At 43.1% G+C, this 26,191-nt stretch carries 18 protein-coding genes and 1 pseudogene; 15 read left to right on the plus strand and 4 right to left on the minus strand.

Annotation, left to right across the window (positions count from 1 at the left end):
* Window positions 1-2 precede the first annotated feature (2 nt).
* Entirely contained in the window at window positions 3-3,698 is a 3,696-nt protein-coding gene (gene nifJ, locus JCM15074_RS06850; protein ID WP_084266971.1) for a pyruvate:ferredoxin (flavodoxin) oxidoreductase, read from the plus strand.
* Window positions 3,699-3,775: 77 nt separating this feature from the next.
* Here nifJ and yqeB read toward each other — a convergent pair whose 3' ends face one another.
* From yqeB to yqeC, 3 genes are read right to left on the minus strand one after another with little or no spacing between them, the layout of a single operon-like run.
* Window positions 3,776-5,137, minus strand: coding sequence for a selenium-dependent molybdenum cofactor biosynthesis protein YqeB (yqeB, locus tag JCM15074_RS21315; protein WP_234400179.1), 1,362 nt, complete (start codon window positions 5,135-5,137; stop codon window positions 3,776-3,778).
* The gene (locus JCM15074_RS24850; protein ID WP_234400180.1) at window positions 5,086-5,364 is read right to left on the minus strand and encodes an XdhC family protein; all 279 of its coding nucleotides are present in this window, start codon (window positions 5,362-5,364) and stop codon (window positions 5,086-5,088) included. The genes yqeB and JCM15074_RS24850 overlap by 52 nt, the downstream gene beginning before the upstream one ends.
* A 58-nt stretch (window positions 5,365-5,422) precedes the next feature.
* A complete protein-coding gene (gene yqeC, locus JCM15074_RS06860) occupies window positions 5,423-6,247 on the minus strand; it encodes a selenium cofactor biosynthesis protein YqeC (RefSeq protein ID WP_025820543.1) in 825 nt (274 codons plus the stop codon).
* Between the two features lie 44 nt (window positions 6,248-6,291).
* Here yqeC and mocA point away from each other — a divergent pair, with 44 nt between their 5' ends.
* The 14 genes from mocA to JCM15074_RS06925 all read left to right on the plus strand — a co-directional run bounded on the left by mocA (window position 6,292) and on the right by JCM15074_RS06925 (window position 25,216).
* On the plus strand, window positions 6,292-6,876 hold the full coding sequence (gene mocA / locus JCM15074_RS21320) for a molybdenum cofactor cytidylyltransferase (protein ID WP_037469260.1): 585 nt from the start codon (window positions 6,292-6,294) through the stop codon (window positions 6,874-6,876).
* 317 nt (window positions 6,877-7,193) lie between these two features.
* Window positions 7,194-10,313 (plus strand): putative selenate reductase subunit YgfK, encoded by a 3,120-nt coding sequence (gene ygfK, locus JCM15074_RS06870; protein WP_025820544.1) that lies wholly within the window; start codon window positions 7,194-7,196, stop codon window positions 10,311-10,313.
* A gap of 62 nt (window positions 10,314-10,375) precedes the next feature.
* Window positions 10,376-10,636: a hypothetical protein gene (locus JCM15074_RS24855; RefSeq protein ID WP_234400181.1), complete on the plus strand. Its 261-nt coding sequence runs from the start codon at window positions 10,376-10,378 to the stop codon at window positions 10,634-10,636.
* 17 nt (window positions 10,637-10,653) lie between these two features.
* Entirely contained in the window at window positions 10,654-11,703 is a 1,050-nt protein-coding gene (gene ssnA, locus JCM15074_RS06880; protein WP_025820545.1) for a putative aminohydrolase SsnA, read from the plus strand.
* 137 nt (window positions 11,704-11,840) lie between these two features.
* A complete protein-coding gene (locus tag JCM15074_RS06885) occupies window positions 11,841-14,021 on the plus strand; it encodes a xanthine dehydrogenase family protein molybdopterin-binding subunit (protein ID WP_025820546.1) in 2,181 nt (726 codons plus the stop codon).
* Window positions 14,011-14,481 carry a (2Fe-2S)-binding protein gene (locus JCM15074_RS06890; RefSeq protein ID WP_025820547.1) on the plus strand — a complete coding sequence of 157 codons (471 nt, stop codon included), beginning with the start codon at window positions 14,011-14,013 and terminating at the stop codon, window positions 14,479-14,481. Before JCM15074_RS06885 ends, JCM15074_RS06890 begins: the two co-directional genes overlap by 11 nt.
* On the plus strand, window positions 14,475-15,326 hold the full coding sequence (locus tag JCM15074_RS06895) for an FAD binding domain-containing protein (protein WP_025820548.1): 852 nt from the start codon (window positions 14,475-14,477) through the stop codon (window positions 15,324-15,326). The genes JCM15074_RS06890 and JCM15074_RS06895 overlap by 7 nt, the downstream gene beginning before the upstream one ends.
* 448 nt (window positions 15,327-15,774) lie before the next feature.
* Window positions 15,775-16,566, plus strand: coding sequence for a molybdopterin-dependent oxidoreductase FAD-binding subunit (gene ygfM, locus JCM15074_RS06900; RefSeq protein ID WP_025820549.1), 792 nt, complete (start codon window positions 15,775-15,777; stop codon window positions 16,564-16,566).
* A 1-nt stretch (window position 16,567) separates the two neighbouring features.
* Window positions 16,568-19,438 carry a molybdopterin-dependent oxidoreductase Mo/Fe-S-binding subunit gene (locus JCM15074_RS06905; protein ID WP_025820550.1) on the plus strand — a complete coding sequence of 957 codons (2,871 nt, stop codon included), beginning with the start codon at window positions 16,568-16,570 and terminating at the stop codon, window positions 19,436-19,438.
* A gap of 171 nt (window positions 19,439-19,609) precedes the next feature.
* Window positions 19,610-21,022 (plus strand): nucleobase:cation symporter-2 family protein, encoded by a 1,413-nt coding sequence (locus JCM15074_RS06910; protein ID WP_025820551.1) that lies wholly within the window; start codon window positions 19,610-19,612, stop codon window positions 21,020-21,022.
* A gap of 165 nt (window positions 21,023-21,187) precedes the next feature.
* Window positions 21,188-21,481, plus strand: coding sequence for a hypothetical protein (locus JCM15074_RS24860; RefSeq protein ID WP_234400182.1), 294 nt, complete (start codon window positions 21,188-21,190; stop codon window positions 21,479-21,481).
* Window positions 21,430-22,503 carry a guanine deaminase gene (gene guaD, locus JCM15074_RS21330; RefSeq protein WP_234400183.1) on the plus strand — a complete coding sequence of 358 codons (1,074 nt, stop codon included), beginning with the start codon at window positions 21,430-21,432 and terminating at the stop codon, window positions 22,501-22,503. The genes JCM15074_RS24860 and guaD overlap by 52 nt, the downstream gene beginning before the upstream one ends.
* Before the next feature lie 243 nt (window positions 22,504-22,746).
* On the plus strand, window positions 22,747-24,126 hold the full coding sequence (locus tag JCM15074_RS06920) for an NCS2 family permease (protein ID WP_051536852.1): 1,380 nt from the start codon (window positions 22,747-22,749) through the stop codon (window positions 24,124-24,126).
* Window positions 24,127-24,235: 109 nt separating this feature from the next.
* Window positions 24,236-25,216, plus strand: a complete 981-nt coding sequence (locus tag JCM15074_RS06925; RefSeq protein WP_025820553.1) for an endonuclease/exonuclease/phosphatase family protein — start codon at window positions 24,236-24,238, stop codon at window positions 25,214-25,216.
* Window positions 25,217-25,219: 3 nt separating this feature from the next.
* On the opposite strand, the pseudogene rihA reads toward JCM15074_RS06925, so the two are convergent.
* Window positions 25,220-26,157, minus strand: a pseudogene (rihA, locus tag JCM15074_RS21335) (pyrimidine-specific ribonucleoside hydrolase RihA).
* Window positions 26,158-26,191 lie beyond the last annotated feature (34 nt).

A 26,191-nucleotide genomic window follows, 5' to 3' on the forward strand; every position in this document is an offset into this window, starting at 1 on the left:
ACATGTCAAATCAAGATAGTTATCAAGTTGATAGTCGCTCTGAAAAGCCAGCGACAGAAATCAACCCGCAAACCGTGACCATGTATACCTGTGACGGTAATGAAGCGGCGGCGCATATTGCTTATCGTGTCAGCGAAGTATGTGCTATTTACCCGATTACGCCATCATCAACAATGGCCGAATTAGCCGATCAATGGTCGGCGGAAAAAACTCGCAATATTTGGGGTAATGTACCATTAATTGCTGAAATGCAAAGTGAGGGTGGTGCTGCAGGTACTGTGCATGGTGCTCTGCAAAGTGGAGCATTAACCACCACATTTACCGCATCACAAGGATTGATGTTGATGCTGCCAAACATGTATAAAATTGCTGGTGAGTTAACCTCAGCAGTATTTCATGTGGCGGCGCGGTCATTAGCCACTCAAGGGTTATCCATCTTTGGTGATCATCAAGATGTGATGGCGGCGCGTAGCACTGGTTTTGCTATGTTGGCCTCATCCTCTGTGCAAGAAGCTCATGATATGGCATTGGTCGCTCATGCGGCGACTTTAAATGCGCGTATTCCATTTATGCACTTTTTTGATGGTTTTAGAACCTCGCATGAAGTGAATAAAATTTGTCTAATTGACGATGCTGCAATTCGAGAGATGATTAGTGATGAGCTAGTCCGTGCTCATCGTGATCGCGGTTTAAGTCCTGATACGCCATTTATTCGAGGTACCGCACAAAACCCTGATGTGTACTTCCAAGGTCGTGAAACCGTTAATCCATTTTATGCCGCGACTCCTGCTATTGTGCAGCGACAGATGGATAAATTGGCACTGCTAACTGGACGTCAGTATAAGTTAGTGGAATATTACGGCGCGCCAGATGCTAAGCGAGTGATTATCGCTATGGGGTCTGGGGTTGAAACCATTAAAGAGACCGTTGCCTATTTACAAGCGCAAGGTGAGAAAGTCGGTGTATTACAGGTTCGTTTATATCGCCCTCTATCAGCCCAGCATCTTTTGGCCGAGTTACCCGCAACGACGGAGAAACTGGTTATTTTAGATCGTTGTAAAGAGGCTGGTGCCAATGCCGACCCATTATTCCAAGATGTGCTAACCGCCTTAATTGATAACCAAGATCAATTAAGGCAGATGCCAAAATTGGTCGCGGGTCGTTATGGTTTATCAAGTAAAGAGTTTACCCCAGCGATGGTGAAGGCTTGTTTTGATAATCTGGCGCAGGAAAAGCCTAAGCATCATTTCACTTTGGGGATTATTGATGATGTGAGTCATTCACATTTAGAGTATGACCCAACATTTGATATTGAAGCCCACGATGTGGTGCGTGCCATGTTCTACGGCTTAGGTGCAGATGGTACGGTAGGTGCAAACAAGAACACCATTAAGATTATTGGTGAAGATCCTGAGTATTATGCGCAAGGCTATTTTGTGTATGACTCAAAAAAATCAGGTTCTCAAACCGAATCTCATTTACGTTTTGGTCATCATCCAATTAATAGCCCCTATTTAATCCAGTCAGCTAACTTTATTGCTTGTCACCAATCGACCTTTATCGATACCACTGACATGTTAGCTAAAGCGGCAGATAAGGCTATATTCTTAGTTAATACGGCAACGCCGCTAGAGCAGGTATGGGACAGTTTACCTGCACGCATGCAGCACACTTTAATTGAGCGCAAGATGCAGTTATATGCGATTGATGCTTATAAAGTGGCGCGTGAAACAGGCATGGGTAGTCGCACTAATACCATTATGCAGACCTGTTTCTTTGCTTTATCAGGCGTGATGGATAAAGCGTTAGCCATTGCTAAGATCAAGCATTCGATTGAGAAAACCTATGCTCGTAAAGGTGCAAAAGTGGTGCAGAAAAACTTTGCCGCGGTTGATCATACCTTGGCGCATCTGTATCAAGTGACGATTCCCGCACAAGTGACCGCGACTGAATGTATTAAAGCTGTGGTGTCAGATAAAGCGCCAGAATTTGTGCAAAAAGTGACTGCGCAAATGATGGCGGGGAAAGGCGACTTAATCCCTGTTTCTATGCTACCCATTGATGGCACTTATCCAAGTGCGACGACCCAGTGGGAAAAACGTAATATTGCGCAGAAAATCCCTGTGTGGGAAGCCAAAGATTGTATTCAATGTGGTAACTGCGTCATGGTATGTCCGCATGCGGCAATACGCGCTAAGTTCTACGATCAATCTAAATTAGCACTCGCACCAGAGGGCTTTAAGTCGGCGGGTATTACTGCGCGTGGTTTCCCTGATACGCGTTATACCTTACAAGTTTATGCTGAAGATTGTACTGGCTGTACCTTGTGTGTTGATGCTTGTCCAATGGATATGAGCGCCATGGTTAGTCAAGCAAGTGCAGGTGCGGATGTTGCAACAACTCCTGTGCGTAAAGCGATTAATATGGCGCTTAAAGAGCCTTATCTTGAGCAAGAGAAGCGTAATCTCGACTTTTTTGAAAGTCTTCCTTACAACGAACGTGCTCGCGTTGATTTCTCTAACGTGCGTGGTGCGCAGTTCTTGCAACCGCTATTTGAGTTCTCCGGAGCGTGCGCCGGTTGTGGTGAAACACCTTATCTTAAATTAATGTCACAACTGTTTGGTGATCGCTTAATGATTGCTAATGCGACGGGTTGTTCATCGATTTATGGGGGTAACTTGCCAACCACACCTTGGTCTAAAAATACCGATGGTCGTGGTCCTGCTTGGGCTAACTCATTGTTTGAAGATAATGCCGAGTTTGGCTTTGGTTTCCGTTTAGCCGCAATTAAGCAGCATGAGATGGCAGAGCAACTGTTGGTGCAAATGAGCAGCCAATTGCCTGCGCCATTAGTGGATCAATTACTTTATGCTGAGCAGTTAACAGAAACCAGTATTCAAGCACAGATTGGTCGTGTTGATCAGTTAAAACAGTTATTAACTCAGATTGGTGGCGAGACCGCTATGAACTTGATATCAGTTGCTGACCAATTAATCCGCCGCTCAATCTGGATTGTGGGTGGTGATGGTTGGGCTTATGACATTGGTTCAAGTGGTCTTGACCATGTACTGGCGAGCGGCGCAGACGTTAACGTATTAGTGATGGATACCGAAGTGTATTCCAACACTGGCGGTCAGATGTCTAAGTCGACTCCGTTAGGTGCTGTGGCTAAGTTTGCCACCGCAGGTAAGCGTTCAACTAAGAAAGACTTAGCCATGCAAGCCATTGCTTATAATAATGTTTATGTGGCGCGTGTGGCATTGGGCGCGGATCCGCAGCAGGTATTGTTAGCGATGCGTGAAGCGGAAGCCTATAAGGGACCATCAATCATTATTGCTTATAGTCACTGTATTGCCCACGGCATCAATATGGAAGAGGGCTTACATCAGCAGCAATTAGCGGTTAAGTCGGGTCACTGGCCATTGTTCCGTTATAACCCTGATTTACGTGATGTCGGCGAAAACCCATTCTCACTTGATACATTAAGACCTAGTATCAGTTTGAATGAGTATCGCTCTAACGAAACCCGTTATCAGGTATTACAGCGTAATCACCCTGAAATAGCACAAGAGCTTACGGCTCATGCGCAGCAAGTGGCACATGCGAAGTGGTCTTTATATGAAGATATGGCGACCCGTAAACCCGGCTCAGTAGCTCCTTTTGTCGAGTTACCAAGCGATTATGACGCGGTGCATTAAGCACTAAATCATTAATTTAAGAAACAAAAAATGGCAGGTTTATCCTGCCATTTTTTATTGATAACTCAGTGGTTAACTTACTTTTCTGCGTGCATTAATGCTTCTAATACACCACCGGCGATGGCGCGGGCTTTGTCTGACACACTATTAAAGTCAGCTTTTACGCCGCGCGGGTCAATATCGCCAATTTTAAAACCAGCCGAGACAGGTAAGCCATCGTTAAGTAGGCCACGTACCATGCCTGATAGTGGTGCGGTGATTGGCGTCTCATCCACATAAGCGACAATATCGCCTTCGTTAACAATAGCGCCTAACGCGACTTTGGTTTTCATGGTGCCCGCATTGGGCGCGCGGATCACGCGCTGATAAGTAAAACCGGCAATGCTACCGGGCTCGCCAGTATTTGTTTGAGCTGCGCCTTGATAAATTAAACGACCTAAATGGTGACCGCGATTGGTTTCAATGACTACATGGCAGTCGTCACCGGCACTAAAACCAGGGCCTAGCGCAACGGTAAACGGTGCCATTTGCATATGGGTACCCATATTGCGTTTAGCTAAAATAGCATCAACCACATAAAGCGGTTGTAACTGCTCGATAATGGCAGCTTGCTCATCAGCAATCACGGGGATATCACCTTGAGCCAATACTGATACGATATCTTTTAGATTATGCACTTGCTGCGCACTCACGCCTTCAATCGTCACTTTTTGATCATATAAGGCCTGTGCGAACGCCACACTGCGGCGAATATGAGTCGGTTGCTCAATATCTGTCATGACGACTTTGTAGTTAGCATTGTGTAGACGAATGGCAACGCCTGTTGCAATATCACCTGCACCGCGGATCAGTACCAGTTTTTGCTGCTTTTGATGTGGCATTTCATCTTTCATCTGCAAGCCGCTGCTGTCGTGTTTAACTTTAAGCACTTCGGCCATAATGCTGATGGCAATTTCTTCAGGTGTTTCTGCGCCGATGTTAAAACCGATAGGTGAGTGTATCGCCGTGATGGTGTCCTCTGTGACGCTTAGTTCGCGCAGATAATCGTAAATCACTTGGCGTTTACGGCGACTTGCCATTAACCCAAGATATTGGCATGGCTGATTAATGATCTGTTCAACCGCTTGTTGGTCTTGGTTGTTGGTGGCAATAATCACAAAACTATTTGGGGTGATATTGAGCTTGGCAATTGCGGCTTCAATGTTGTCGCCGTGAACTAATTGGCTATGCGCGGGGAAGTGCTCTGGCTGTAAGCTTTCTAAATAACTGTCTGCCACAGTGATGGCAAAGCCTAAGGTATGAGCGCAAAATGCGACTGCGCGGTTAACATGACCTGCACCAATTAAAATCAGCTGCGGTTTTAAACAAAACACGTCGATAAAGATTTTCATGGCGCCGCCACAATCCATGCCCATGGCATCTTTACCTGTTCGAGCCATACGGCTGATACTGTGCGTGGCGAGCCTTCGTTAATCGCCTCTAAACTTTGTTCAATGACGTAGCGTTCAATCATGCCGCCACCAATGGTGCCGATAATATTGCCGTCGCCTTTAACCAGCATTTTACCGCTGTGACGTGGTGATGAGCCTTTAGTTTCAATAATGCTGGCGATAGCAAAGGCAATGTTTTGTTGTTCTAAGGCAGCAGCTTGTTCAAAAATACTCATTTTATCATCCTTACTCAAAATCGGTTTTGAACTTAAAATCGAAAAACGGGTTGCCTATTCACTTATTGACTGTGATATGGCAACGCGGTGGCTGATCCAGTAATTGGCTTAACCAAATTTCAGTCAGCCCTAGTTTTGCTAAAGAGAGTTGGCTTACTTGTTGTTTGAGTAATGCAATATCTGGGCAAATATCTGTCTTATTGAGTAGCCAAATTCGCGTAGCGTGAGCTGGCGCTGATTTAAATAATCCTTGTGAGTCAGTCACCAATCTTTGCAATATGGAAATGGTTAAAAGTTCGCCATCAGTGCAGCGGGTGACCTCAGCAAAACGGGGCCAGCGATGAATTTTGTTTGGATTGATAACAAGTTGGAATAATTCAGTGCTGCAGATACCAATGACAGTATCAGTTTGAGAGGGTAGACAGGGTTCATTATCAGCAGGGCATTTTAGCGGTAAACAATGGGCGCCATCAGCCTCAACGATGATGATTGAAAACAGCTGGCTTTGTTTAATGCGATTAAGCATTTGTGGGCTCAGCCCTTGCACTTTGGTGGGCTGGCTCCCTGCAATACAGGCTTGGTAAGCAAAGGTTATACTGGCAGGCGTTATATTGATGTTAGTGCTGAATAGTTGAGTGAATTGTGTTAACTCGTCTTGTTGCTTTAGAGCATTATTATTTATATCGGTATCTGCTGAAATTATATGGTCGATATATTCATTATTAGGCAAGTACATTTTTGTGGTGGTGGTAATTAATACTTTGTGACCTTGCTTTTTAAACTCATTAGCTAAATAAAACGCTGTAGATGTTTTACCGCCAGCACCAACTAATGAAATTAATTGGCTTTTTAGTTGTGATGTAAATATACAAGAGGATATCATAGATACACCTTAGCAATTTATTGTTTTAGATAGAGTTAATTTAAATGGATAATAATATTGACTGTATTATTCCCGCTGCTGGTTTATCCAGTAGAATGGGGCAATGGAAATTAATGCTAGCATATAAGAATCACACAATACTTGATGAATGTATTGAAAATGCATTAAGTTTTTGCAGTAGAGTGATTCTAGTCACAGGTTATAATCATCAACAATTAGTGCAGCGTTATAGTGCTAATCCAGCCATTAAAATAGTAGTGAATGAAAACTATGAACTTGGCATGTTTAGCTCTATACAGCTTGGGGTTGCGGCGGTTGAAAGTGAATATTTCTTTATTTGTCATGGAGATATGCCTTGTGTTAAACAAGACGTTTATCAGCAGCTATGGCGCATGAAGGGAGACTATGTGTTGTTCCCCGGTGATATTTATCAAAAAGGGCATCCGGTATTATTACCACAAACGGTTATCCCATTAATTACTAATATGTATATTAATGGCAGCATGAAACAGGTTTTAAATGACTGTAATCATCGTTATTTATTAATAAAGGATAATGGAATTTATTTTGATGTTGATACACCTGAAGCTTATCAGCAATTATTAAATCAAGTACGGATAACTAATTAGTCTCGTAGAGTATTAAATATTATCGATGTGATAAATTTTATTAAATTGATAGCGATAAAAATGGGTACTAATAATCATACTCATTTAGGTAATATGTTTTTATTTATTCATTATCAATGTTTATACCTCGCACATAACAAATAAGGACGTTTGTTGATGTTAATCACGAAAATAACCTTTGTTTTCTCTTTTCTTAGAATTTGGCTTAGTAGTTGCTGAGTTAAATACAGTAAGCAAAATCTACTAATCCATAGCAGACATTTTTTTAAATGTGTGGGCTGTGCATAAAACTAAGAAAAGTAACAAGGAGATTTACCATGGCAGACATTATGCGTCCTGTCCCGTTTAGTGAGTTACTCAACCGAATGTTTTGCGAGTTTCAACAAAGCCAATCAATCTTTGGCATTCCTGCTGAACAATTTTACCAAAAAAAACATGATAGAGAATTATCTGTTTGGGGTGAAGATTGTGAAACGGGGATTGGTCCAGCAGCCGGCCCACATACGCAATTAGCGCAAAATATTATTAGCTCTTGGCTCGCTGGTGGCCGTTTTATGGAGCTAAAAACGGTTCAAAAGTTAGATACCCTAGAAATTGCTAAACCTTGTATTGACGCTGAAGATGAGTGTTTTAATACCGAATGGTCTACAGAGTTCACCTTAGTTAAAGCATTTGATGAATATTTAAAAGCTTGGGTGGCATTACATGCATTAGAGCAACTTTTCCCTGTTGCCAAGAAAACTAAAAAGCGTAGTTTTATTTTCAATATGAGTGTTGGCTATGACTTAGCGGGCATTCAAACTGCACCAATGCAGCAGTATATCGATAATATGCTTGATGCCAGCAATCATCCTAAGTTTGCTACTTATATCGCTGAAATGAAGCAATTCATTGAAGATAGCGAGCAAGTTGCTGCATTAGTGAATCCTGAGCAGAAAAAACAATTACTGGCTGTTATCACTCATATTTCACCTCGGATCACCCGTGGCGTGACGCTATCAACCATGCACGGTTGCCCACCGCATGAGATTGAAGCAATCTGCCGTTACATGATCGAAGAAAAGCACATCAATACCTTCGTTAAATTAAATCCAACATTGCTTGGTTTTAAGCGTGTGCGTCAAATTCTTGATCAGGCAGGCTTTGGCTATATCGGCTTAAATGAAGCTTCATTTGGTCATGACCTACAGATTGCTGATGCGAAAGCGATGTTACATCGTTTGGTTGAACTGGGTCAGCAAAAAGGCATTGGTTTCGGGGTTAAATTAACCAATACTTTAGGCACTATTAACGGTAAAGGCCGTCTACCAGACAAAGAGATGTACATGTCTGGCCGCGCGTTATTCCCATTATCAATTAACGTGGCATTAGAGCTATCACGTGAGTTTAATGGTCAGTTACCAATCTCTTATTCTGGCGGCGCTAGCAAGTTCAACATTAAAGAGATTTTTGAAACTGGTATTCGTCCTATCACCATGGCAACCGATCTATTAAAGCCGGGCGGATATTTACGTTTAGCCGATTGCGCCCAAGAGCTTGATTCAAGTGATCAGTGGCAGATGGATCAAATCGACTTAGTGAAGTTAGAAGCATTAGCCGCTAAGTCATTAGTGGCTGAGTACACTCAAAAAGAGTGGCGCGGCCCAGAACAGATCAGTGTTAAAAAAGCGGTACCGCTAACAGATTGCTATGTTGCACCTTGTGTTGCAGCTTGCCCTATTAGCCAAGATATTCCTGAATATATGCGCTTAATGGGTGAGAAAAAGTATGTGCAAGCGCTGGAAGTGATCTATTCACGTAACGCTTTACCTGCTATCACAGGTCATATTTGTGATCATCAATGCCAATATAACTGTACCCGCCGTGATTACGATGGTGCGCTTAATATTCGTGAGATGAAGAAAGTCGCCCTTGAAAAAGGTTGGGATGAGTATAAGCAAAAATGGCATCAGCCAAAGCATCCTGAGCAAGCACAAGCTGTTGCCGTTATTGGTGCCGGCCCAGCAGGTTTATCTGCGGCTTACTTTATGGCGCGCGCAGGTCTTGCTGTCACCATTTTTGAAAAAGAGCAAAGCGCTGGTGGCGTCGTCAATAATATTATTCCTAAGTTCCGTATCCCTGCAGAAGTGATCCAGCATGATATCGATTTTGTGACGGCTCATGGCGTTAATATCGAATATGGCTGTAAAGATTTAGATATCGCAGCCTTACAGCAAAATGGTTATAAGTATGTGTGCTTAGGTATTGGTGCAGATAAGGGTAACCCGATCCAAATCGCGGGTGATAACAGCAATATCTATAAATCTTTAGATTTCTTAGGTCGTTATAACCAAGGTCAATTTGCGGCTAATTCATTAGGCAAGCATGTGGTTGTGGTTGGCGCTGGTAATACCGCAATGGACAGTGCTCGTGCAGCACTAAAAGTGGCTGGTGTCGATAAGGTCACAGTGGTTTATCGTCGTAGTATTGCTGAAATGCCAGCATACAAGGAAGAGTATGACGAAGCGGTGGCTGATGGCGTTAACTTTATGTTCTTAACTAACCCTGAGTCATTTACCGCTGATGGTTTACTGACTGCGCGAGTCATGGAGTTAGGTGAAGCGGATGCCAAAGGTCGTCGTAGCCCAATGGCAACAGACAAGACGGTTGAACTACAAGTTGATGCATTAATTACGGCCGTGGGTGAGCAAGCTAACTGTGAACTACTTACTGCTATGGGCATCCCAATGGCAGACGATGGTTGGCCACAAGTGAATAGTGACACTACTGAGACAGGTTTAAATAACGTGTTCTTAATTGGTGACGCACAAACGGGTCCATCATCAATTGTGTCGGCGATTTCTGGCGCACGTAAAGCTGCTGCAACCATCTTAGCTCGTGAAACCAAAGTTGATGCACAAGCGATTATTGAAGCTGATGTAACGGCGACTGAAATCTATGCTCGTAAGGGTGAGATTAACGTCAAAGTAATTAGCGCACATGACCGCCGTGACAATCAAACAGATGAGTTTATTGATCAAGAAGTGAAGCGTTGTCTGCAGTGTTCATACGTGTGTAGCAAGTGTGTTGACGTATGTCCTAACCGCGCCAATATCTCAATCCCAGTACCGGGCTTCAAAGATGCATTCCAGACATTGCACATTGATGCTTACTGTAACGAATGTGGTAACTGTGCGCAGTTCTGCCCTTGGGACAGCAAGCCGTACAAAGAGAAGTTTACCATCTTCAACCTAGCGGATGATTTTGCGAATAGCACTAACCCTGGTTTCTACATTGAAGGCGGTAAAGTGCTGGTACGTCATCAAGGTGAGATTGTGACCACGATTATTGATAAGCAAGGCGAGCTTACGCTACCAGAAAGTATGCAAAAGCAGGCCACGATTATCAGTTATATCTACCGTCATCATCATTACCTACTAGGTCGTGTTGAACTGTAGTGGCCATAACCAACCACACGCTTAAGTGTGGTTGGTTTATTTCAACATTAAGAGGGATCATTATGTTAGTACTTAAAAATGCCACTGCAGTGCAATTTGAACCTGCAATGGTGCAGCAGCATATCGATATCGTCATTGATGGCGACATGATAAAAGCGGTTGGTCCTAATTTGGCGGCGCAATATCCACAAGCTGAAATTAAGGATATGCGCGGAAAATTAGTGATGCCAGGCATTGTTTGCTCACACAACCATTTCTATTCAGGCCTTGCGCGTGGTGTGATTGCCAATATCGCCCCTAGCCAGATTTTATCTCAATTCTAAAAAATCTATGGTGGCGCATGGATTGCGCTTTAGATGAAGAGGCGGTTTATTACAGTGGCTTAATTTGCTCGTTAGAAGCGATTAAATCAGGTTGTACTAGCGTGATTGATCATCATGCATCGCCAAATTACATCAAAGGTTCGTTAGCGACGTTACGTAAAGGCTTTATTAAAGCAGGTTTACGTGGCATGACCTGTTATGAAGTGACTGACCGCAATGGCGGTGCGAAAGAGATGCAAGCTGGCGTACTAGAGAACATCGAGTTTGCTCAGTTGATTGATAGCCATAAAGCAAAAGCTGATGAGCCATATTTGGTGGAAGCGCATATTGGTGCTCATGCGCCATTTACGGTCACTAATGATGGTTTGTCGATGATGTCTGAGGCGATGCAAGTGACGGGTCGTGGTCTGCATATCCATGTGGCTGAAGATCGTTATGATGTGACCCATAGTCATCACCACTATAGCCAAGATATTGTTGAGCGTTTAGACAGCTTTGGTTTGATTAATAGCAAAACCTTGTTAGCTCATGGTTTGTTCTTGTCAGACAAAGACGCGCAAATTCTTAATGAAAGAGATGGTTTCTTAGCTCATAACGCGCGTTCAAATATGAATAATAACGTGGGTTATAACCAGCTATTAAGTCGTTTTAATAATGTGGTATTAGGCACTGATGGTATTGGCGCAGATATGTTTGAAGAGCTTAAATTTGCCTTCTTTAAACACCGTGATGCGGGCGGCCCATTATGGCCAGACAGCTTTATGAAAAATCTATTTAACGGCAACCAAGTTTTAGCTCGCAACTTTGGCGCTAAATTTGGCCAGTTAGCTGCAGGTTATAAAGCTGACCTAACGATTCTTGATTATGTTAGTCCGACGCCACTACTTGCCGATAACTTAGCGGGTCATATGGCGTTTGGTATTAACTCTGGCAACGTCGACAGTGTGGTGGTTGAAGGCCGCTTTGTGTATGAAGGTCGTCAATTCCCATTTGATATTGCGCCAATTTATGCTGAAGCCGCTAAGGTTGCTAAGCGCGTTTGGCAAAATATGGATAATCTAGACTAATCAATAATTACTAACGTATTACCAGTAAACGACTGATTTTGATTCAAAATGTGAGGTTATCTAAGAGATAAGGACATTTGGGGTTAAGGTCAGTCGTTTTTGTTATTAGCTGTTCTACATAATGTGAGAGATATTGTATGGATACGGTAGATGCTCGATTCAAATGGCTTGAGGCCAATGGTGAAGCGCAGTACATTGCCGACCGCCACTACGATGGACTATTAGAGGGACGTTTTTATCGTTCCACTTGTTCTCGCGGTTACATTAAAGCGGTTAATGTGCCTGAACTTCCTGATGGATATTATCTTTTTTCGGCTAAAGATGTGCCGGGAACCAATCGCTTGCCTATTGTAGTACCTGATTGGCCCGCATTTGCAGACACTGAAGTGCGTTATATTGGCCAAGTCATTTTGCTGTTAGTTGGACCAGATCCTCTGGTATTGGAACAATTATTGACGCAAGTCAGTGTTGAATATGAACCTCTTACACCTGCTTATACCGTGGCGCAATCAAAGGCCTTGGTTGATGGCGCAATTCATAATCAAGACAACCTATTTGATGCTCATCAAATTGATAAAGGTGACATTGAGGCTGGGTTTGCGCAAGCGGTCACGATTTTTGAAGAAACAGTCACTACTGGGTATCAAGAACATCTCTATTTAGAAACTCAAGGCTGCGTCGGTTATGTTGCCGATAGTAAAGTGGTGATTGAAGGTTCGATGCAATGTCCTTGGTATGTTTATCATTGTATGTCGACCGTGTTAGGCCACCAGCATATCCGCGTTATTCAAGCGCCGACTGGCGGTGGTTTTGGCGGTAAAGAGGATTACCCTAATATCATTGCCGGGCCGTTAGCGGTCGCGGTTAATCAACTGCGGCAACCGATTAGAGTGGTACTTGAACGCCGTGAAGATATTGCCTTTACTTCTAAACGTCATCCCGTTGAATTTCACTATCGCACAGGGGTCGATAAACATGGTCAAATAGTGGCGATGGATATTAAATTTGACCTTAATTCAGGTGCTTATTTTAGTCTATCCGGCATCGTGTTACAGCGGGCGATTACTACCGCGACTAACGTTTATGATATTGCTAATGTGCGTATTCAAGGCCAAGCTTGGTGTACCAATACCGTGCCTACAGGCGCATTTAGAGGCTTTGGGTCGCCGCAAACTTGTTTTTGTATTGAAAGCCATATGAATCATATTGCGCAGCAATTAGGACAAGCCCCATTAGCCTTTAAGCAAGCCCACCTTTTGACTAATCAATCAACTACGTTAACGGGCGCAAGTATTTTTGGTGAGTTAGTCATCACTGACTTGATTGAGCAGAGTGTATCAGCCTCTCAATATCTGGCTAAGCGTGCAGCCTATGCGGCGCAATCAAGCCAAGGCGCTTATCGAAAAGGGATTGGTATCTCGATATTCCAGCATGGTTGTGGTTTTGCAGGAGATCTAGAGGACACCTTGGTGAAAGCCAAAGTGCGTTTAATTAAAGATCAAAACGAACAAGTCACCATTTTAGTTTCTAATACTGATATTGGTCAGGGGTTAGTACTTACTTTCAGACAAATCGTTGCCGATACACTGGCTCTGCCATTATCTCAGGTTGATATTAGTGTTGTTGATACCGACAGCGTGCCTGATTCAGGCCCAACCGTGGCATCTCGTTCAATTGTGATTGTCGGTTACATTTTAGAGCAAGCGGCGCTGGCTTTAAAACAGCAATGGCAAGTGGGCGAGTATCAAGAGATTGAGCAAGATTATCAAAAGCCAAGCTATCACCAATGGGATCAAATTAATTACCAAGGTAATGCTTATCAAAGCACCAGTTATGGCGTCAACGTGGTTGAAGTTGAAGTCGATATGGCCAGTTATGAGGTCAAAATTAATGATGCTTGGGGCTGTTATGACATAGGCCATGTGATCAATGAACAGATCTTTAATGGTCAGATTGACGGTGGCATGGTGCAAGCTCTGGGCTATGGTGCGATGGAAAAACTTGAACTTAATGGTGAGGGGGTATTTGCACAAAAGTCGATGGCAGATTACATGGTGCCGACCTCGTTAGATGTGCCTCGTATTCAACGTAGCTTAGTTGATAATCCGTATCCCTATGGCCCGCAGGGGGCTAAAGGTGGTGGAGAGCTGACCCATAATGGCGCGGCAAGTGCGTTTGTTGCTGCCGTTGAACAGGCTGTGGGTCAAGCCTTTAATCGTATCCCCGTCACTCCTGAGGTAATCGCTCAAACCCTAACGAATGAGCCACAAGCCAACATTAAGCGAATAGATGTGGCGGAGGTCACTAATGAAAATTGAATTTACCTTAAATCAACAACCGATTGCGGTAGATGTTGATCCGATGCAAACACTGTTGATGACTTTACGCCAAGATTGTGGCTTAACAGCCAGTAAGGAAGGCTGTAATGAGGGCGAGTGCGGTGCTTGTAGTGTGTTAGTCAATGGCCAGCTAGTGAATGCCTGTTTATTACCGATTGCGCAGGTCAGTGGCAATCATGTGCAAACGTTAGAAGGCTTACGACAAACAGAAAAAGGGCAATGCGTGATCAATGCCCTGCTGGAAGCAAAAGGGGTACAGTGTGGTTTTTGTAGTCCCGGCATGGTGTTGGCGCTATATGTGTTATTAGAGCAGCATCCACAGCCGACCGAGCAACAAGTACGTACCGCATTATCGGGTAATTTATGTCGCTGTACCGGCTATAGCATGATAGTCGATGCTGCTTTTATTGCTGCAACGAAAGGAGCTGGGCTATGGTAGCTATTTATCGACCTACGCAATTAGCGGATGCGCTTGCAGTATTAACCAATGAGACATGTACGGTATTTGCTGGTGGTACTGATTTAATGGTTAGGCATAGAGTTCGCCCCAATATTGTGGCTGATTTTAGTCAACCAGTGATGTTTATTGATGCCATTACTGAGTTGGGGCAAATTCAGACACTGGCTGACGGAACTTTACGAATTGGTGCTGCCGTGACCTTGGCCCAATTGATTGCTCATCCATTGATACCTGATCTACTCAAGCAAAGTGCTGCTAAAATCGCTGCGCCAGCATTACGCAATCGCGCTACTTTAGTGGGTAATGTGTGTAATGCTTCACCGGCTGCTGATACCTTACCTATCTTGTATTTATTAGATGCAAAGGTACAGTTACAGAGCTGCCAAGGTGAACGAACTATGGCGCTTACGCAATTTATTTTGGGTCCGGGGCAAACCCCTATTGATGGTTGTGAACTATTGACTTGGCTTGAAATCCCACCACAGCAATTTACACAAACCTTTTATCACAAAGTCGGCACGCGAGCTGCCAATGCTTTAACTAAGGTATCTGTGGTGGCTGCGGCGCAGGTTGTTGACGAACATGTATTAGATTGGCGCATTGCATTTGGTGCCGTGGCACCGACGGTCGTGCGATCGCCATCACTGGAACAGTTAGTGGTTGGTTTAAATGTGAGTCAATTACAACAAACTCATTTTATCACCCAGCTACAGCAACAATATGCTGAATTAATTGTGCCTATTGATGATCAGCGCTCAACGGCTAAATATCGAAAACAAGTGGCACTTAATTTATTAAAGCGTTGGTTGTTGATGATTAATTAAAATTATACTGAAAAGACTAAAGCCACTTATAACAAAGTGGCTTTTTTATGTTGAAAGCAAAATAAATTAATTATTAGGTACGATATAAAATATATACATGAATTATATGAGTATAGTTTAGTGCTATCACCTATATTTTATTTAAGGTTAAATCATTGATTTTGTTGGTTGTTATGTCATTTTATCATATTGATAAAATGATATTGATTTGATAGCAAATCTTATGGTTTTTGGGTGGTTTATATATGCGTAAATTAGCTTTTTTCCGTTCATTAAAATCAAATTCGACAAAATAGATATTAAAACTCGATTAGCTTCACAAACACCGCGGTTAAATGGACTTAATTGTGAGGTTGGCTTGGTTATTGCTCTGTTTAATTTAAATCGCAATTTTATTAAACGATTAAATATTAAATTTAATCAGTGACAATCAAGAAAGGGAACCGTGATGATTGAACATTATTTTCGCCCTAAAACAGTGAGTGAAGCATTGCAATTGATGGATAAGCATCAAGCTAATGCGACTTGGTTTGGTAGTGGCTCAAAGTTAAATGCAACCCCAACTAAAACGGTTAAAACCGTGGCTATCTCACTGTCTGATATGAAGTTGAATCAGATTGAACAGGTGCAAGGTGAATTACATATAGGTGCGACCTGTAGTTTACAAAGCATTATTGATCATGAGTTGACGCCTGACGCACTTAAACAAGCCGCAGCCTTTGTTTATTCTCGTCATGTGCGTAATCAAGCTTCTATTGCTGGTGAAATTGCAGCGATGCAAGATGAAGCTGTGGTAGTGCCTGCATTAATTGCGTTAAATGCCCAATTACAATTAGCTGGCGATTTGACTGTTGGTATTGAAGAGTACCTAAGCTCTGATCGTGGCTTAATCTTGAAAGTGATTATTCCTGAGCCAAAGTGCGCTTGTTTAACTCATACATTACGTCGTTCAGCCGCTGGCCATGCTGTGTTTACCGCTGCGGTTGCCGTTGATGCTGCAGGTAACACTATTATTGCATTAGATGGCATGAATACTTTAGGTGAGCGCCAAGCTAAACCGATTCGTCTGACTGATGTTGAGAAGTTAAATCTCACTGAAGAAGCACTAGAACAAGCGATTAGCAAATCTATTTTCCCGGTTGAAGATATCCGTGGCAGCGTAGCTTACAAACGCTATATCTGCTCGATTGTGATCAGTGATTTAGTGGCTGAATGTAAACAATTGGCAGGGAGAGCATAAGATGACTATTTCATTTATTTTAAATGGCCGTGAGCAACAATTAAATTGTGCTATTGGCGCCAATATGCAGCAAGTATTACACGGTTTAGGCTTACATTCTGTGCGTAACAGTGATGATGGCTTTGGCTTTGCTGGCTCTGATGTTATCCGCGTCAACGGCACTTTAGTTAATGCTTCATTGTTAATCGCTGCACAGCTTGAAGGTGCAGAAGTTCAGACTGCTGAATCATTAGGTACTTGGCAACAATTGAGTCTAGTACAACAAGCGATGATTGATGTTGGTGTGGTGCAGTCAGGTTATAACGACCCTGCAATGGCGTTAGTGATTACCGATCTTCTTGAGCGTATTCCACAGCCTAACCGTGAACAGATTAATGATGCATTAAGTGGCGTATTCCACCGTGATGCAGGTTACCAGCAGTTCTATGATGTGGTGGCATTGGCAAGCAAGCGCTTACAAGATCCACTCTATCAGCAGCAATATGCCCCTGAGTTTAGAGATGACTTAGCCATCGTGGGTAAGAACTGCGCTAAGATTGATGCGGCTAAAATGCTACGGGCACAACCTTGCTATGTGGAAGATAGAATCCCGGCTAATGCTTGTGTGGTTAAAATGCTACGCAGTCCACACCCACATGCTTGGATTAAACACCTTGATGTGAGCAAGGCTGAGGCTGTTGCTGGTGTGGTAACCATTATTACCCATAAAAACTGCCCAGATATCTCTTATACGCCAGGTGGTCAAAGTGCGCCTGAACCATCACCATTAGATCGCCGCATGTTTGGCTTAAAGATGCGTCATGTGGGTGACCGTGTCGCAGCTGTTGTAGCTGAGTCGGTTGAAATTGCAGAGCAAGCACTAGCACTGATTGAAGTTGAATATGATGTGTTGCAACCTGTAATGGATATTGACCAAGCTTTAGCCGTTGATGCACCAATTATTCATAATGAGCCGATTGAATACCGTTGTGGTGAGCCTGCTGATTTAGCTGAGCAAAATTTAAATGCGGATCCACGTGAAGGTAAGCTGATTGTTAACTTCCCAATTGGTTGTTTCCCGCGTAAGAATATCGCCGCCAGTGTGCGTGGTCATATTGGTGATATGGAGCAGGGCTTCGCTGATGCGGATGTGATTATCGAGCGTACATATGAGTCTAAGCAAGCACAGCAATTGCCTGTAGAAACGCATATTTGTTACAGCTACATGGATGATGACCGTTTAGTGTTACACGACTCTACTCAGGTGCCTTGGCATGTGCGTCGTCAAGTGGCTAACATTCTAGGCGTTAAGCAAAATAAAGTGCATATCGTTAAAGAGCGTGTCGGTGGTGGTTATGGTTCTAAGCAAGATATCTTATTAGAAGATGTGTGTGCTTGGGCAACATGGACTACAGGCCGTCCTGTGTATTTCCACCATACCCGTGAAGAGGAGTTCATCTGTAACTCTAGTCGTCACGTGGCTAAGGTGACCGTGAAGTTAGGCGCTAAAAAAGATGGCACCATCACTGCCATTGATATGGATTTTAAAGCCAACACCGGCCCTTACGGTAACCATGCGTTAACTGTGCCTTGTAATGGCCCTGCGTTGTCATTACCACTTTATCCATGTGATAACGTCGACTTCAGAGTAACCACTTACTACTCAAATATCTGTCCAACAGGTGCATACCAAGGTTATGGCGCGCCAAAAGGTAACTTTGCACTGACCATGATTATGGCTGAGCTTGCCGAGCAGTTAGGTATTGACCATTTAGATATGGTTGAGAAAAACCGAGTGGTAGAAGGCCAAGAGTTGAAGATTTTAGGTGCCATTGGTGAAGGTAAAGCACCAACATCAGTGCCTAAAGTTCACAGTTGTGCATTAGAGCCAATTCTTAAAATTGGTCGTGACATGATTGAGTGGGATAGTCCAAAAACACAAGACGGTGATTGGGCAACGGGTCGTGGTGTCGCGATTATCCAGCAAAAATCGGGTATTCCTGATATCGACCAAGCTAACTGCAGCATGCAAATGGCATCAGATGGCACCTTTATTGTGCACTCTGGTGGCGCTGATATCGGTACGGGTTTAGATACGGTTATCAACAAATTAGTGGCTGAAGTTCTATGCTGCCCAATGTCAGACATTACTATTCACTCTGGCGATACTGACCATACTCCATTTGATAAAGGCGCTTACGCTTCATCTGGCACTTGTTTCTCTGGTAACGCGGCCAAGATTGCTGCTGAAGCGATGCAGGCTAAGATTTTGGCTTGTGGCGCAGAGATGCTCGGTGAGCCTGTAGATCAAGTGAAGTTAGTGGCACCAGGTGTTGTTAAAGGCTTAAGTGGTCAAGTGGGTTATGGCGAGATTGCGCATAAAGCTGAAAGTGGCACAGGTTGGGGACAACTGCTTGCATCGGGTTGTTACACCACTTCTGAGTTTGCTTTCCCTTATGGTGCTAACTTTGCAGAAGTGGCAGTTAACCGCCGCACCGGTGAAATTAAACTGAATAAGTTCTATGCGCTGCTTGATTGCGGTACTCCAGTTAACCCTGATTTAGCTCTCGGCCAAATCTATGGTGCCAGCATGCGTGCGATTGGTCATAGCTTGTTTGAAGAGATTATTTACAACGAACAAGGTATTCCACAAACTCGCGATTTAAAAACTTATGGTGCGCCAATGATTGACGATATTCCATTTGATTTTAAAGCCGTATTAGTCCCTAGTGATGATCCTGTTGGCCCTTATGGTGCTAAGTCTATCTCTGAAATTGGTGTTAATGGTGCAGCGCCTGCTATTGCTAGCGCAATCCACGATGCATGTGGTGTTTGGCTACGTGATTGGCACTTTACGCCAGAGAAAATTTTAGCTGGATTAAACAAGCTGTAATCCGATAAGAGCGACTGTTTTTAAGTAAATAGTCGCTCTTTTTGTATCTATTGCAATGGTAATTAGCTGATTAATTATTATTGAAATAAATATTAACTAATTGTTTTTAAAGATTTAAAGGTGTTTGTCATTGAATTTTAATTAAATAAATATAACGATTGAGGGATCATTATGAAGTTGCTTTATAACGTTGAAGATAAACCGCCTATTGGCGCTTGGTTCTTATTAGCATTACAACATATGTTGGCAGCAATGGGCGCCATCGTCGCAGTACCTCTAGTGGTTGGTAGTGCGCTTGGGCTTGCCACAGAAGAGCTAATCACGTTAGTCAATGCAGCTTTAATCGTCTCTGGATTAGTGACTATCATTCAGTGTAAGGGTATTGGCCCTGTTGGTATCCGTTTACCTGTGGTGATGGGCACAAGTTTTACCTTTGTTGCGGTTGCGATTTCAATTGGCGCAGCTTCAGGAATTTCTGCGGTATTTGGCGCATCACTTGTGGGATCTTTAGTGATGATTATCGGCAGCCGTTTTATGCCGCAAATTCGTAAAATGTTTCCACCTGTTGTTTCTGGCACCGTGGTGGTGTTAATTGGCTTAACTATTTTACCTGTCGGTGTTGACTGGTTTGCCGGTGGTTTTGTTGGCCAAGAACAATATGGTCAATTGCCAAATTTATTATTGGGCTCATTAGTATTAATTGTGGTGATTGCTCTGTCACAAGTGAAAAAGGGCATTATTTCTGCTGCCGCAATCGTGATTGGTATGGCGGTAGGTTATGTTGTCGCGATGGTGATGGGCATTGTTGATTTTAGTCCTGTGACCAATGCGCCCTTGTTTGCGCTACCAGATGTGATGCCATTTGGTATCAGTTTTACCATCAGCGGCATCATCGGTATGTCTATCGCTTATCTGGTCACTATTATGGAATCAACCGGTGACTTTCTTGCCTTGAGTGATGCCACTCACACTAAGCTTACTGGTAAAAAATTATCTCGCGGTATTCTTTGTGATGGTATTGGTAGTGCCATGTCTGCAGTCGTTGGCTCAACCCCATTCTCTTCATTTAGTCAAAACGTCGGTATTGTTGCTATTACTGGTGTGGCTAGCCGTCACGTGGTGGCGCTGACAGGCGTGTTGATGTTAGTGGCTGGCTTATTTCCTAAATTAGGCGGCTTAGTTGTGACGATTCCATCACCTGTATTAGGCGGTGCTGGTTTGGTGATGTTTGCCATGATCATCTCAGCTGGTGTTGCCATTCTCGCTCGAGTTAATTTTACCAAACGTAATATGTTAGTGATTGCGCTTGGTGTTGCAGCCGGTCTTGCGGTGACGGTTCGCCCTGAAGTATTAACCTATTTACCTGATTCATTGCATGTGGTGCTGGGCTCTGGCATTACCACAGGCTCAATGGTGGCATTAATTCTTAATATCGTATTGCCAATAAATCGTGAAGATGAAGCTGAATGTGCACTTGAAAAGCGCGCTTCATTAGAACAGCAAGTTGAAGATTGTGAGCAATGTGCTCGTGAACTTGAGCTTGAAAAGCAGCGCAGTTTGGATGGTAAGCGCGGCATGATTTAATTCGATTGACTCGAATATGTAATTTATTGATTTTTAAAAGATAGTTTAAGTATGTGGGTTACCTATAATCGCTTAGGGTATGAGTTATGGCTATGGACAGCAATGTTGGATGATGCTCAATTAGCCATTTTTGAAATACCTTTTTTGAAAAATTAAGGAACGAAAATGGGACATGTAGAATCGATCAAAGCTATTCGCGCATCCATTTTAGATGTGCAGTGTGTAGTTGATAAGCCAGAAGATATTGAAAAAAACATTCGCTTTATTGAAGACGGTTTAATGTTAGTTGTCGACGGTAAAATTGAGTGGGTCGGACAATGGCAAGATGGTAAACAGAAGGTACCGCCATCAGTGCGAGTACGAAGTTATCCGGGCAAAATTGTGATGCTGGATTTATTGATACGCACGTGCACTACCCACAATCAGAAATGGTCGGGGCTTATGGTGAGCAGTTATTAGAATGGCTGAATAACTACGTGTTCCCTACTGAAGCGCGTTATAAAGATAAAGACTATGCCAAAGAGATGTCAGAATTCTTTATTAACCAATTATTACGCAACGGTACCACCACTGCACTCGTATTCGGTACTGTGCATCCTGAGTCTGTTGACTCATTATTTGAGGTTGCCCAACACCTGCGTATGCGTATTATTGCCGGTAAGGTGATGATGGATCGCAACGCGCCTGATTATCTACTCGATACCGCTGAAAGCAGTTATCAAGAAACTAAAGCCTTGATTGACAAATGGCACGGTAAAGATCGCTTGTTATATGCGATTACCCCGCGATTTGCACCGACATCAACGCCAGAGCAATTAACCTTGGCTGGCCGGTTAAAAGAAGAATATCCAGATGTGTATGTGCATACCCATTTATGTGAAAACAAAAATGAAATTAGCTGGGTGAGAGATTTATATCCAGATCGCAGCAGTTATTTAGATGTTTATCATCACTATGGTTTAACCGGTTCTAAGAGTGTATTTGCCCACAGTATTCACCTTGATGATTGCGATTGGGATTGCCTCTATAAAACGGATTCTACTGTAGCTTTCTGCCCAACCTCGAACCTTTATTTAGGCAGTGGTTTATTTAAACTGCAGAAGGCTTGGGAGCATAAAGTGAAAGTGGGTATTGGTACCGATATTGGTGCAGGTACCACCTTCAATATTCTACAAACCATGAATGAAGCTTATAAAGTGATGCAGATGCAAGAGTATAAGTTATCTGCATTTGAGGCTTTCTATCATGCGACGCTAGGCGGCGCTAAGTCATTATCTTTAGATCACGCGATTGGTAACTTTGACGTGGGTAAAGAGGCTGATTTCGTGGTGATAGATCCATGCACGACGCCATTACAGCAGTTACGTTTTGATAATTCTAAAAACTTAGCTGATGAGTTATTTGTATTAATGACATTAGGCGATGATCGTAGCATTTACCGAACTTATGTGGATGGCCGTTTAGTCTATACCCGTAGCTAAGCGTGCGATAACAAGAGTAATGATGTACAGAAGTTATAAGGAAAGGAAATAACCAGTTGATCACACCATCTGCCTATTTTCATTAAACCGGTGTTAATCACCTCTTTAATGAGTAGGTAATATTTAGCAAGCATAACACTGTGTGGTTTGGTTTGTTAAACATTGCTACAGGAGCGCTGCTTAATTAAACTCGCGCGCTCCTGAATAACAAGCAATATTATGGAGATAACAATAATGTCTGAAATGAATGATATCGCTACAGAACCTTTGCAAGTACCTGAACAACAAAGTGAACCGGAACAAGGTTCAAAAATTGAACGGTTTTTTCAAATTAAACAACGAGGAAGCTCAATTAGACGAGAACTTATCGCTGGGGTAACAACCTTTTTAGCAATGGTGTACTCGGTGATTGTGGTGCCAAATATGTTAGGCGCTGCAGGCTTTGATCAGGGCGCAGTATTTATTGCAACCTGCTGTATTGCTGCTTTCGGTTCGCTACTGATGGGATTATGGGCTAACTTGCCAATGGCAATTGGCTGCGCCATCTCATTAACTGCCTTTACTGCATTTAGCATGGTATTGGGTCAAGGCCTGAGTATTCAGGTGACCTTGGGCGCTGTATTCTTAATGGGTATCGTGTTTACTGCGATTACTGTAACTGGAGTGCGGCAATGGATCTTAACTAATTTACCTGCAGGTATTGCTCACGGCACTGGTATTGGTATTGGTCTGTTTTTGCTCTTAATTGCCGCTAATGGTGTCGGTTTAGTTGTTAAAAACCCAGCACCTGGCTTGCCAGTGGAATTGGGTGACTTTACCTCTCTACCAGTATTGGTTTCGCTAATCGGTCTAGCTATTATTCTTGGTGTAGAACGGTTACGTGTGCCTGGTGGTATTTTATTAGTGATTGTTGGTATCTCTATTTTTGGTTTGATTTTTGATCCAAATGTGCAATACCAAGGTTTCTTTGCGATGCCATCATTTTCCGGTGAGGGTGCTTTAATTGGTACCATGGATGTGATGGGGGCATTTGACCCGATTGTTATTCCAACTGTATTAGCATTGGTTATGACGGCAATTTTTGATGCGACGGGTACGATTCGTGCGGTAGCTGGTCAAGCTAACCTGTTGGATGATAAAGGCCAAATTATCAATGGCGGTAAAGCATTAACAGCTGACTCAGTCAGTAGTATTTTCGCTGGTTTTGTGGGTGGCGCACCTGCTGCAGTGTATATTGAATCTGCTGCTGGTACTGCTGCTGGTGGTAAAACAGGTTTAACAGCGACTGTGGTTGGCGGCTTGTTCTTAATGCTAATTTTCTTAGCGCCTTTAAGTTACTTAGTGCCATCGTATGCAACTGCACCTGCATTAATGTATGTAGGCCTATTGATGTTAAGTAACGTTGCTAAATTGGATTTTGATGATTCAGTCGGCGCGTTATCAGGCTTATTATGTGCGGTATTTATTGTACTAACTTGTAATATCGTAACGGGTATTATGATTGCGTTCAGTGCATTAGTTATTGGTCGTGTTGCTTCTGGTGAGTGGCGTCGATTGAACGTGGGTACGGTGGCTATTGCAATCATACTTGTGTTGTTCTACGCAGGAGGCTGGGCGATTTAGTCTGACTAGATTGTAGAGTCTGTTTATTGATGCCAAAATAACATTAAGTTGTTTTGGCATTATTCTTTTGAAGAAAGTGAATAATGACGCCAGCATTAAAGGAAAGCTTGTGTCACCTGATTGTCCTGCTTTAACCGTAACCAGTTCGACTCCAACCTCATTTCAATGTGTCGTTGCGACCTTAAATCTATTTAATTTTCTGGCGCCTCCTGATGCCTATTACCAGTTTGATAATATTTATACTGAGCAGCAGTGGCAAAAAAAATGTGCTTGGTTAACGCGTTTTATTGAACGAATTGAGCCTGATATTTTAGGGCTGCAAGAGGTGTTTAGCATTGCTGAGTTACAGCAATTATTAACCCCGCTTGGGTATCCTTATTTTGCCTGTGTTGACCAACCACAAATTCATGACGAGTTTATTTATACCGATCCTGTGGTCGCCGTTGCCAGTAAATATCCGATTACCGCGGTTGAGCGACTCAAACCCAGTATTGAGCAGTTAAATTTACTTAATTTAGCCGCTGATTTTGATTTTAGTCGCGCCATTGTGCGCGCTACTATCCGCTTGCCTTTGCTCGGTGAGGTTGATTGTTATGTATTACATTTCAAATCTAAACGGCCGACCAGCTTGCAGCATGAACATTTGTTAGCGCAGGGACTCGGGCGCTGGTTATCTGATAAGCGACGTGGTGATGAAGCGGCGCTATTGAGTTTAATGATTCATTGCGAGAATCCAGTTAATCGCGCCGTGTTAGTGATGGGTGATTTTAACGATGAACTGATAAGCCCTCTATTAACGCCATTATTAGCTGATACTCAGTTGGCACTGCAAGACAGTTTCAGCTTATTTCAGCAGGGATATATTGGCTTGCCGTTAACCAGAATACCGACCCACTACTATGGTGCAAATGGCATGGTATTGGATTATATTTTGCTATCAAAAAGTTTTAATCCACAGGCGTCCTGTAGTATTGCTGAAGTGACGGATTATTGTTTATATGATCAACATTTAATTGCACCGCAGTATGCGCTAGACAGTCATAGTAGCGATCATGCGGCTGTGGTGATTACCATTAACAGCCGCAGTTAGTGTTTACTTAGTGTAAGCGTGTAGCGACTCAACCAATAGATCGACAAAACCTTGGCGGTCTAAACCAAATAACACTTTGGCATTTGGCTGTTTGTCTGTCAGCAAGTAGCGATCGACTACCGTCATACCTTGGGTGTATTCACCTTTAGTCTCAATGCTGACAAAGCAGTCTTGAACTTCAAACAATTCAGGTTTGATTAACCAAGCAATGGTGCATGGGTCGTGCAGTGGTGCGCCTTCAAAGCCCCACTTTGGATCGCGGTGGTAGATCATAAAGAAATCAAGCAATTCAGCGACACATTGAGCGATTGGATTTTGGATAGCGCGAATACGCTCAATATCTTCATCCATAATTTGTGCTTGATGAGTGACATCTAGGCCGCACATGACAATAGGTAAGCCTGATTTAAAGACAATGTCAGCGGCTTCTGGATCAACAAAAATATTAAATTCAGCCGCTGGGGTCCAGTTCCCCACACCTGCCGCGCCGCCCATTAGGACAATCTGCTTAATCTTGTTATGTAGCTCAGGATAGGTATTAAGTAATAATGCGATATTAGTTAATGGTCCTGTTGGTACTAAACTGATTGGCTCTGGTGATTCACGTAAGGTTTTAGCCATTAACTCAATGCCATTGAGTGATGATGCTGCAAAACTTGGATTCGGCAATTCTGGGCCATCGAGGCTGATTCGCCATGTACACTTGGGGCAATAATTAATTCACGCGCGAGCGGTTTAATGGCGCCTGCGGCAACTTCAATATCGCTGCGGTTAAGTAACGTTAGAATTCGCAGAGCATTATTTAAGGTTTTATCTGGGGTTTGATTACCTGCACTGGTGGTAACCGCTTTTACATCTAATTCCTTGCGGCTTAGCGCTAAAATTAATGCAATCGCATCATCATGACCAGGATCGCAATCGCAAATGATAGGGTGGATCATCTTGTATTCTCCAACAAGTTTTTTATAAGAATAA

Origin of the sequence: Shewanella marina JCM 15074 (assembly GCF_000614975.1) — a bacterium.
Classification (GTDB): domain Bacteria; phylum Pseudomonadota; class Gammaproteobacteria; order Enterobacterales; family Shewanellaceae; genus Shewanella; species Shewanella marina.

Bases quoted from the DNA above. Each gene is read 5' to 3' on its own strand.
- nifJ (WP_084266971.1), top strand. From the start codon at position 3: ATGTCAAATCAAGATAGTTATCAAGTTGATAGTCGCTCTGAAAAGCCA.
- yqeB (WP_234400179.1), bottom strand. From the start codon at position 5,137: ATGGCTCGAACAGGTAAAGATGCCATGGGCATGGATTGTGGCGGCGCC.
- JCM15074_RS24850 (WP_234400180.1), bottom strand. From the start codon at position 5,364: ATGAGTATTTTTGAACAAGCTGCTGCCTTAGAACAACAAAACATTGCC.
- yqeC (WP_025820543.1), bottom strand. From the start codon at position 6,247: ATGATATCCTCTTGTATATTTACATCACAACTAAAAAGCCAATTAATT.
- mocA (WP_037469260.1), top strand. From the start codon at position 6,292: ATGGATAATAATATTGACTGTATTATTCCCGCTGCTGGTTTATCCAGT.
- ygfK (WP_025820544.1), top strand. From the start codon at position 7,194: ATGGCAGACATTATGCGTCCTGTCCCGTTTAGTGAGTTACTCAACCGA.
- JCM15074_RS24855 (WP_234400181.1), top strand. From the start codon at position 10,376: ATGTTAGTACTTAAAAATGCCACTGCAGTGCAATTTGAACCTGCAATG.
- ssnA (WP_025820545.1), top strand. From the start codon at position 10,654: ATGGATTGCGCTTTAGATGAAGAGGCGGTTTATTACAGTGGCTTAATT.
- JCM15074_RS06885 (WP_025820546.1), top strand. From the start codon at position 11,841: ATGGATACGGTAGATGCTCGATTCAAATGGCTTGAGGCCAATGGTGAA.
- JCM15074_RS06890 (WP_025820547.1), top strand. From the start codon at position 14,011: ATGAAAATTGAATTTACCTTAAATCAACAACCGATTGCGGTAGATGTT.
- JCM15074_RS06895 (WP_025820548.1), top strand. From the start codon at position 14,475: ATGGTAGCTATTTATCGACCTACGCAATTAGCGGATGCGCTTGCAGTA.
- ygfM (WP_025820549.1), top strand. From the start codon at position 15,775: ATGATTGAACATTATTTTCGCCCTAAAACAGTGAGTGAAGCATTGCAA.
- JCM15074_RS06905 (WP_025820550.1), top strand. From the start codon at position 16,568: ATGACTATTTCATTTATTTTAAATGGCCGTGAGCAACAATTAAATTGT.
- JCM15074_RS06910 (WP_025820551.1), top strand. From the start codon at position 19,610: ATGAAGTTGCTTTATAACGTTGAAGATAAACCGCCTATTGGCGCTTGG.
- JCM15074_RS24860 (WP_234400182.1), top strand. From the start codon at position 21,188: ATGGGACATGTAGAATCGATCAAAGCTATTCGCGCATCCATTTTAGAT.
- JCM15074_RS06920 (WP_051536852.1), top strand. From the start codon at position 22,747: ATGAATGATATCGCTACAGAACCTTTGCAAGTACCTGAACAACAAAGT.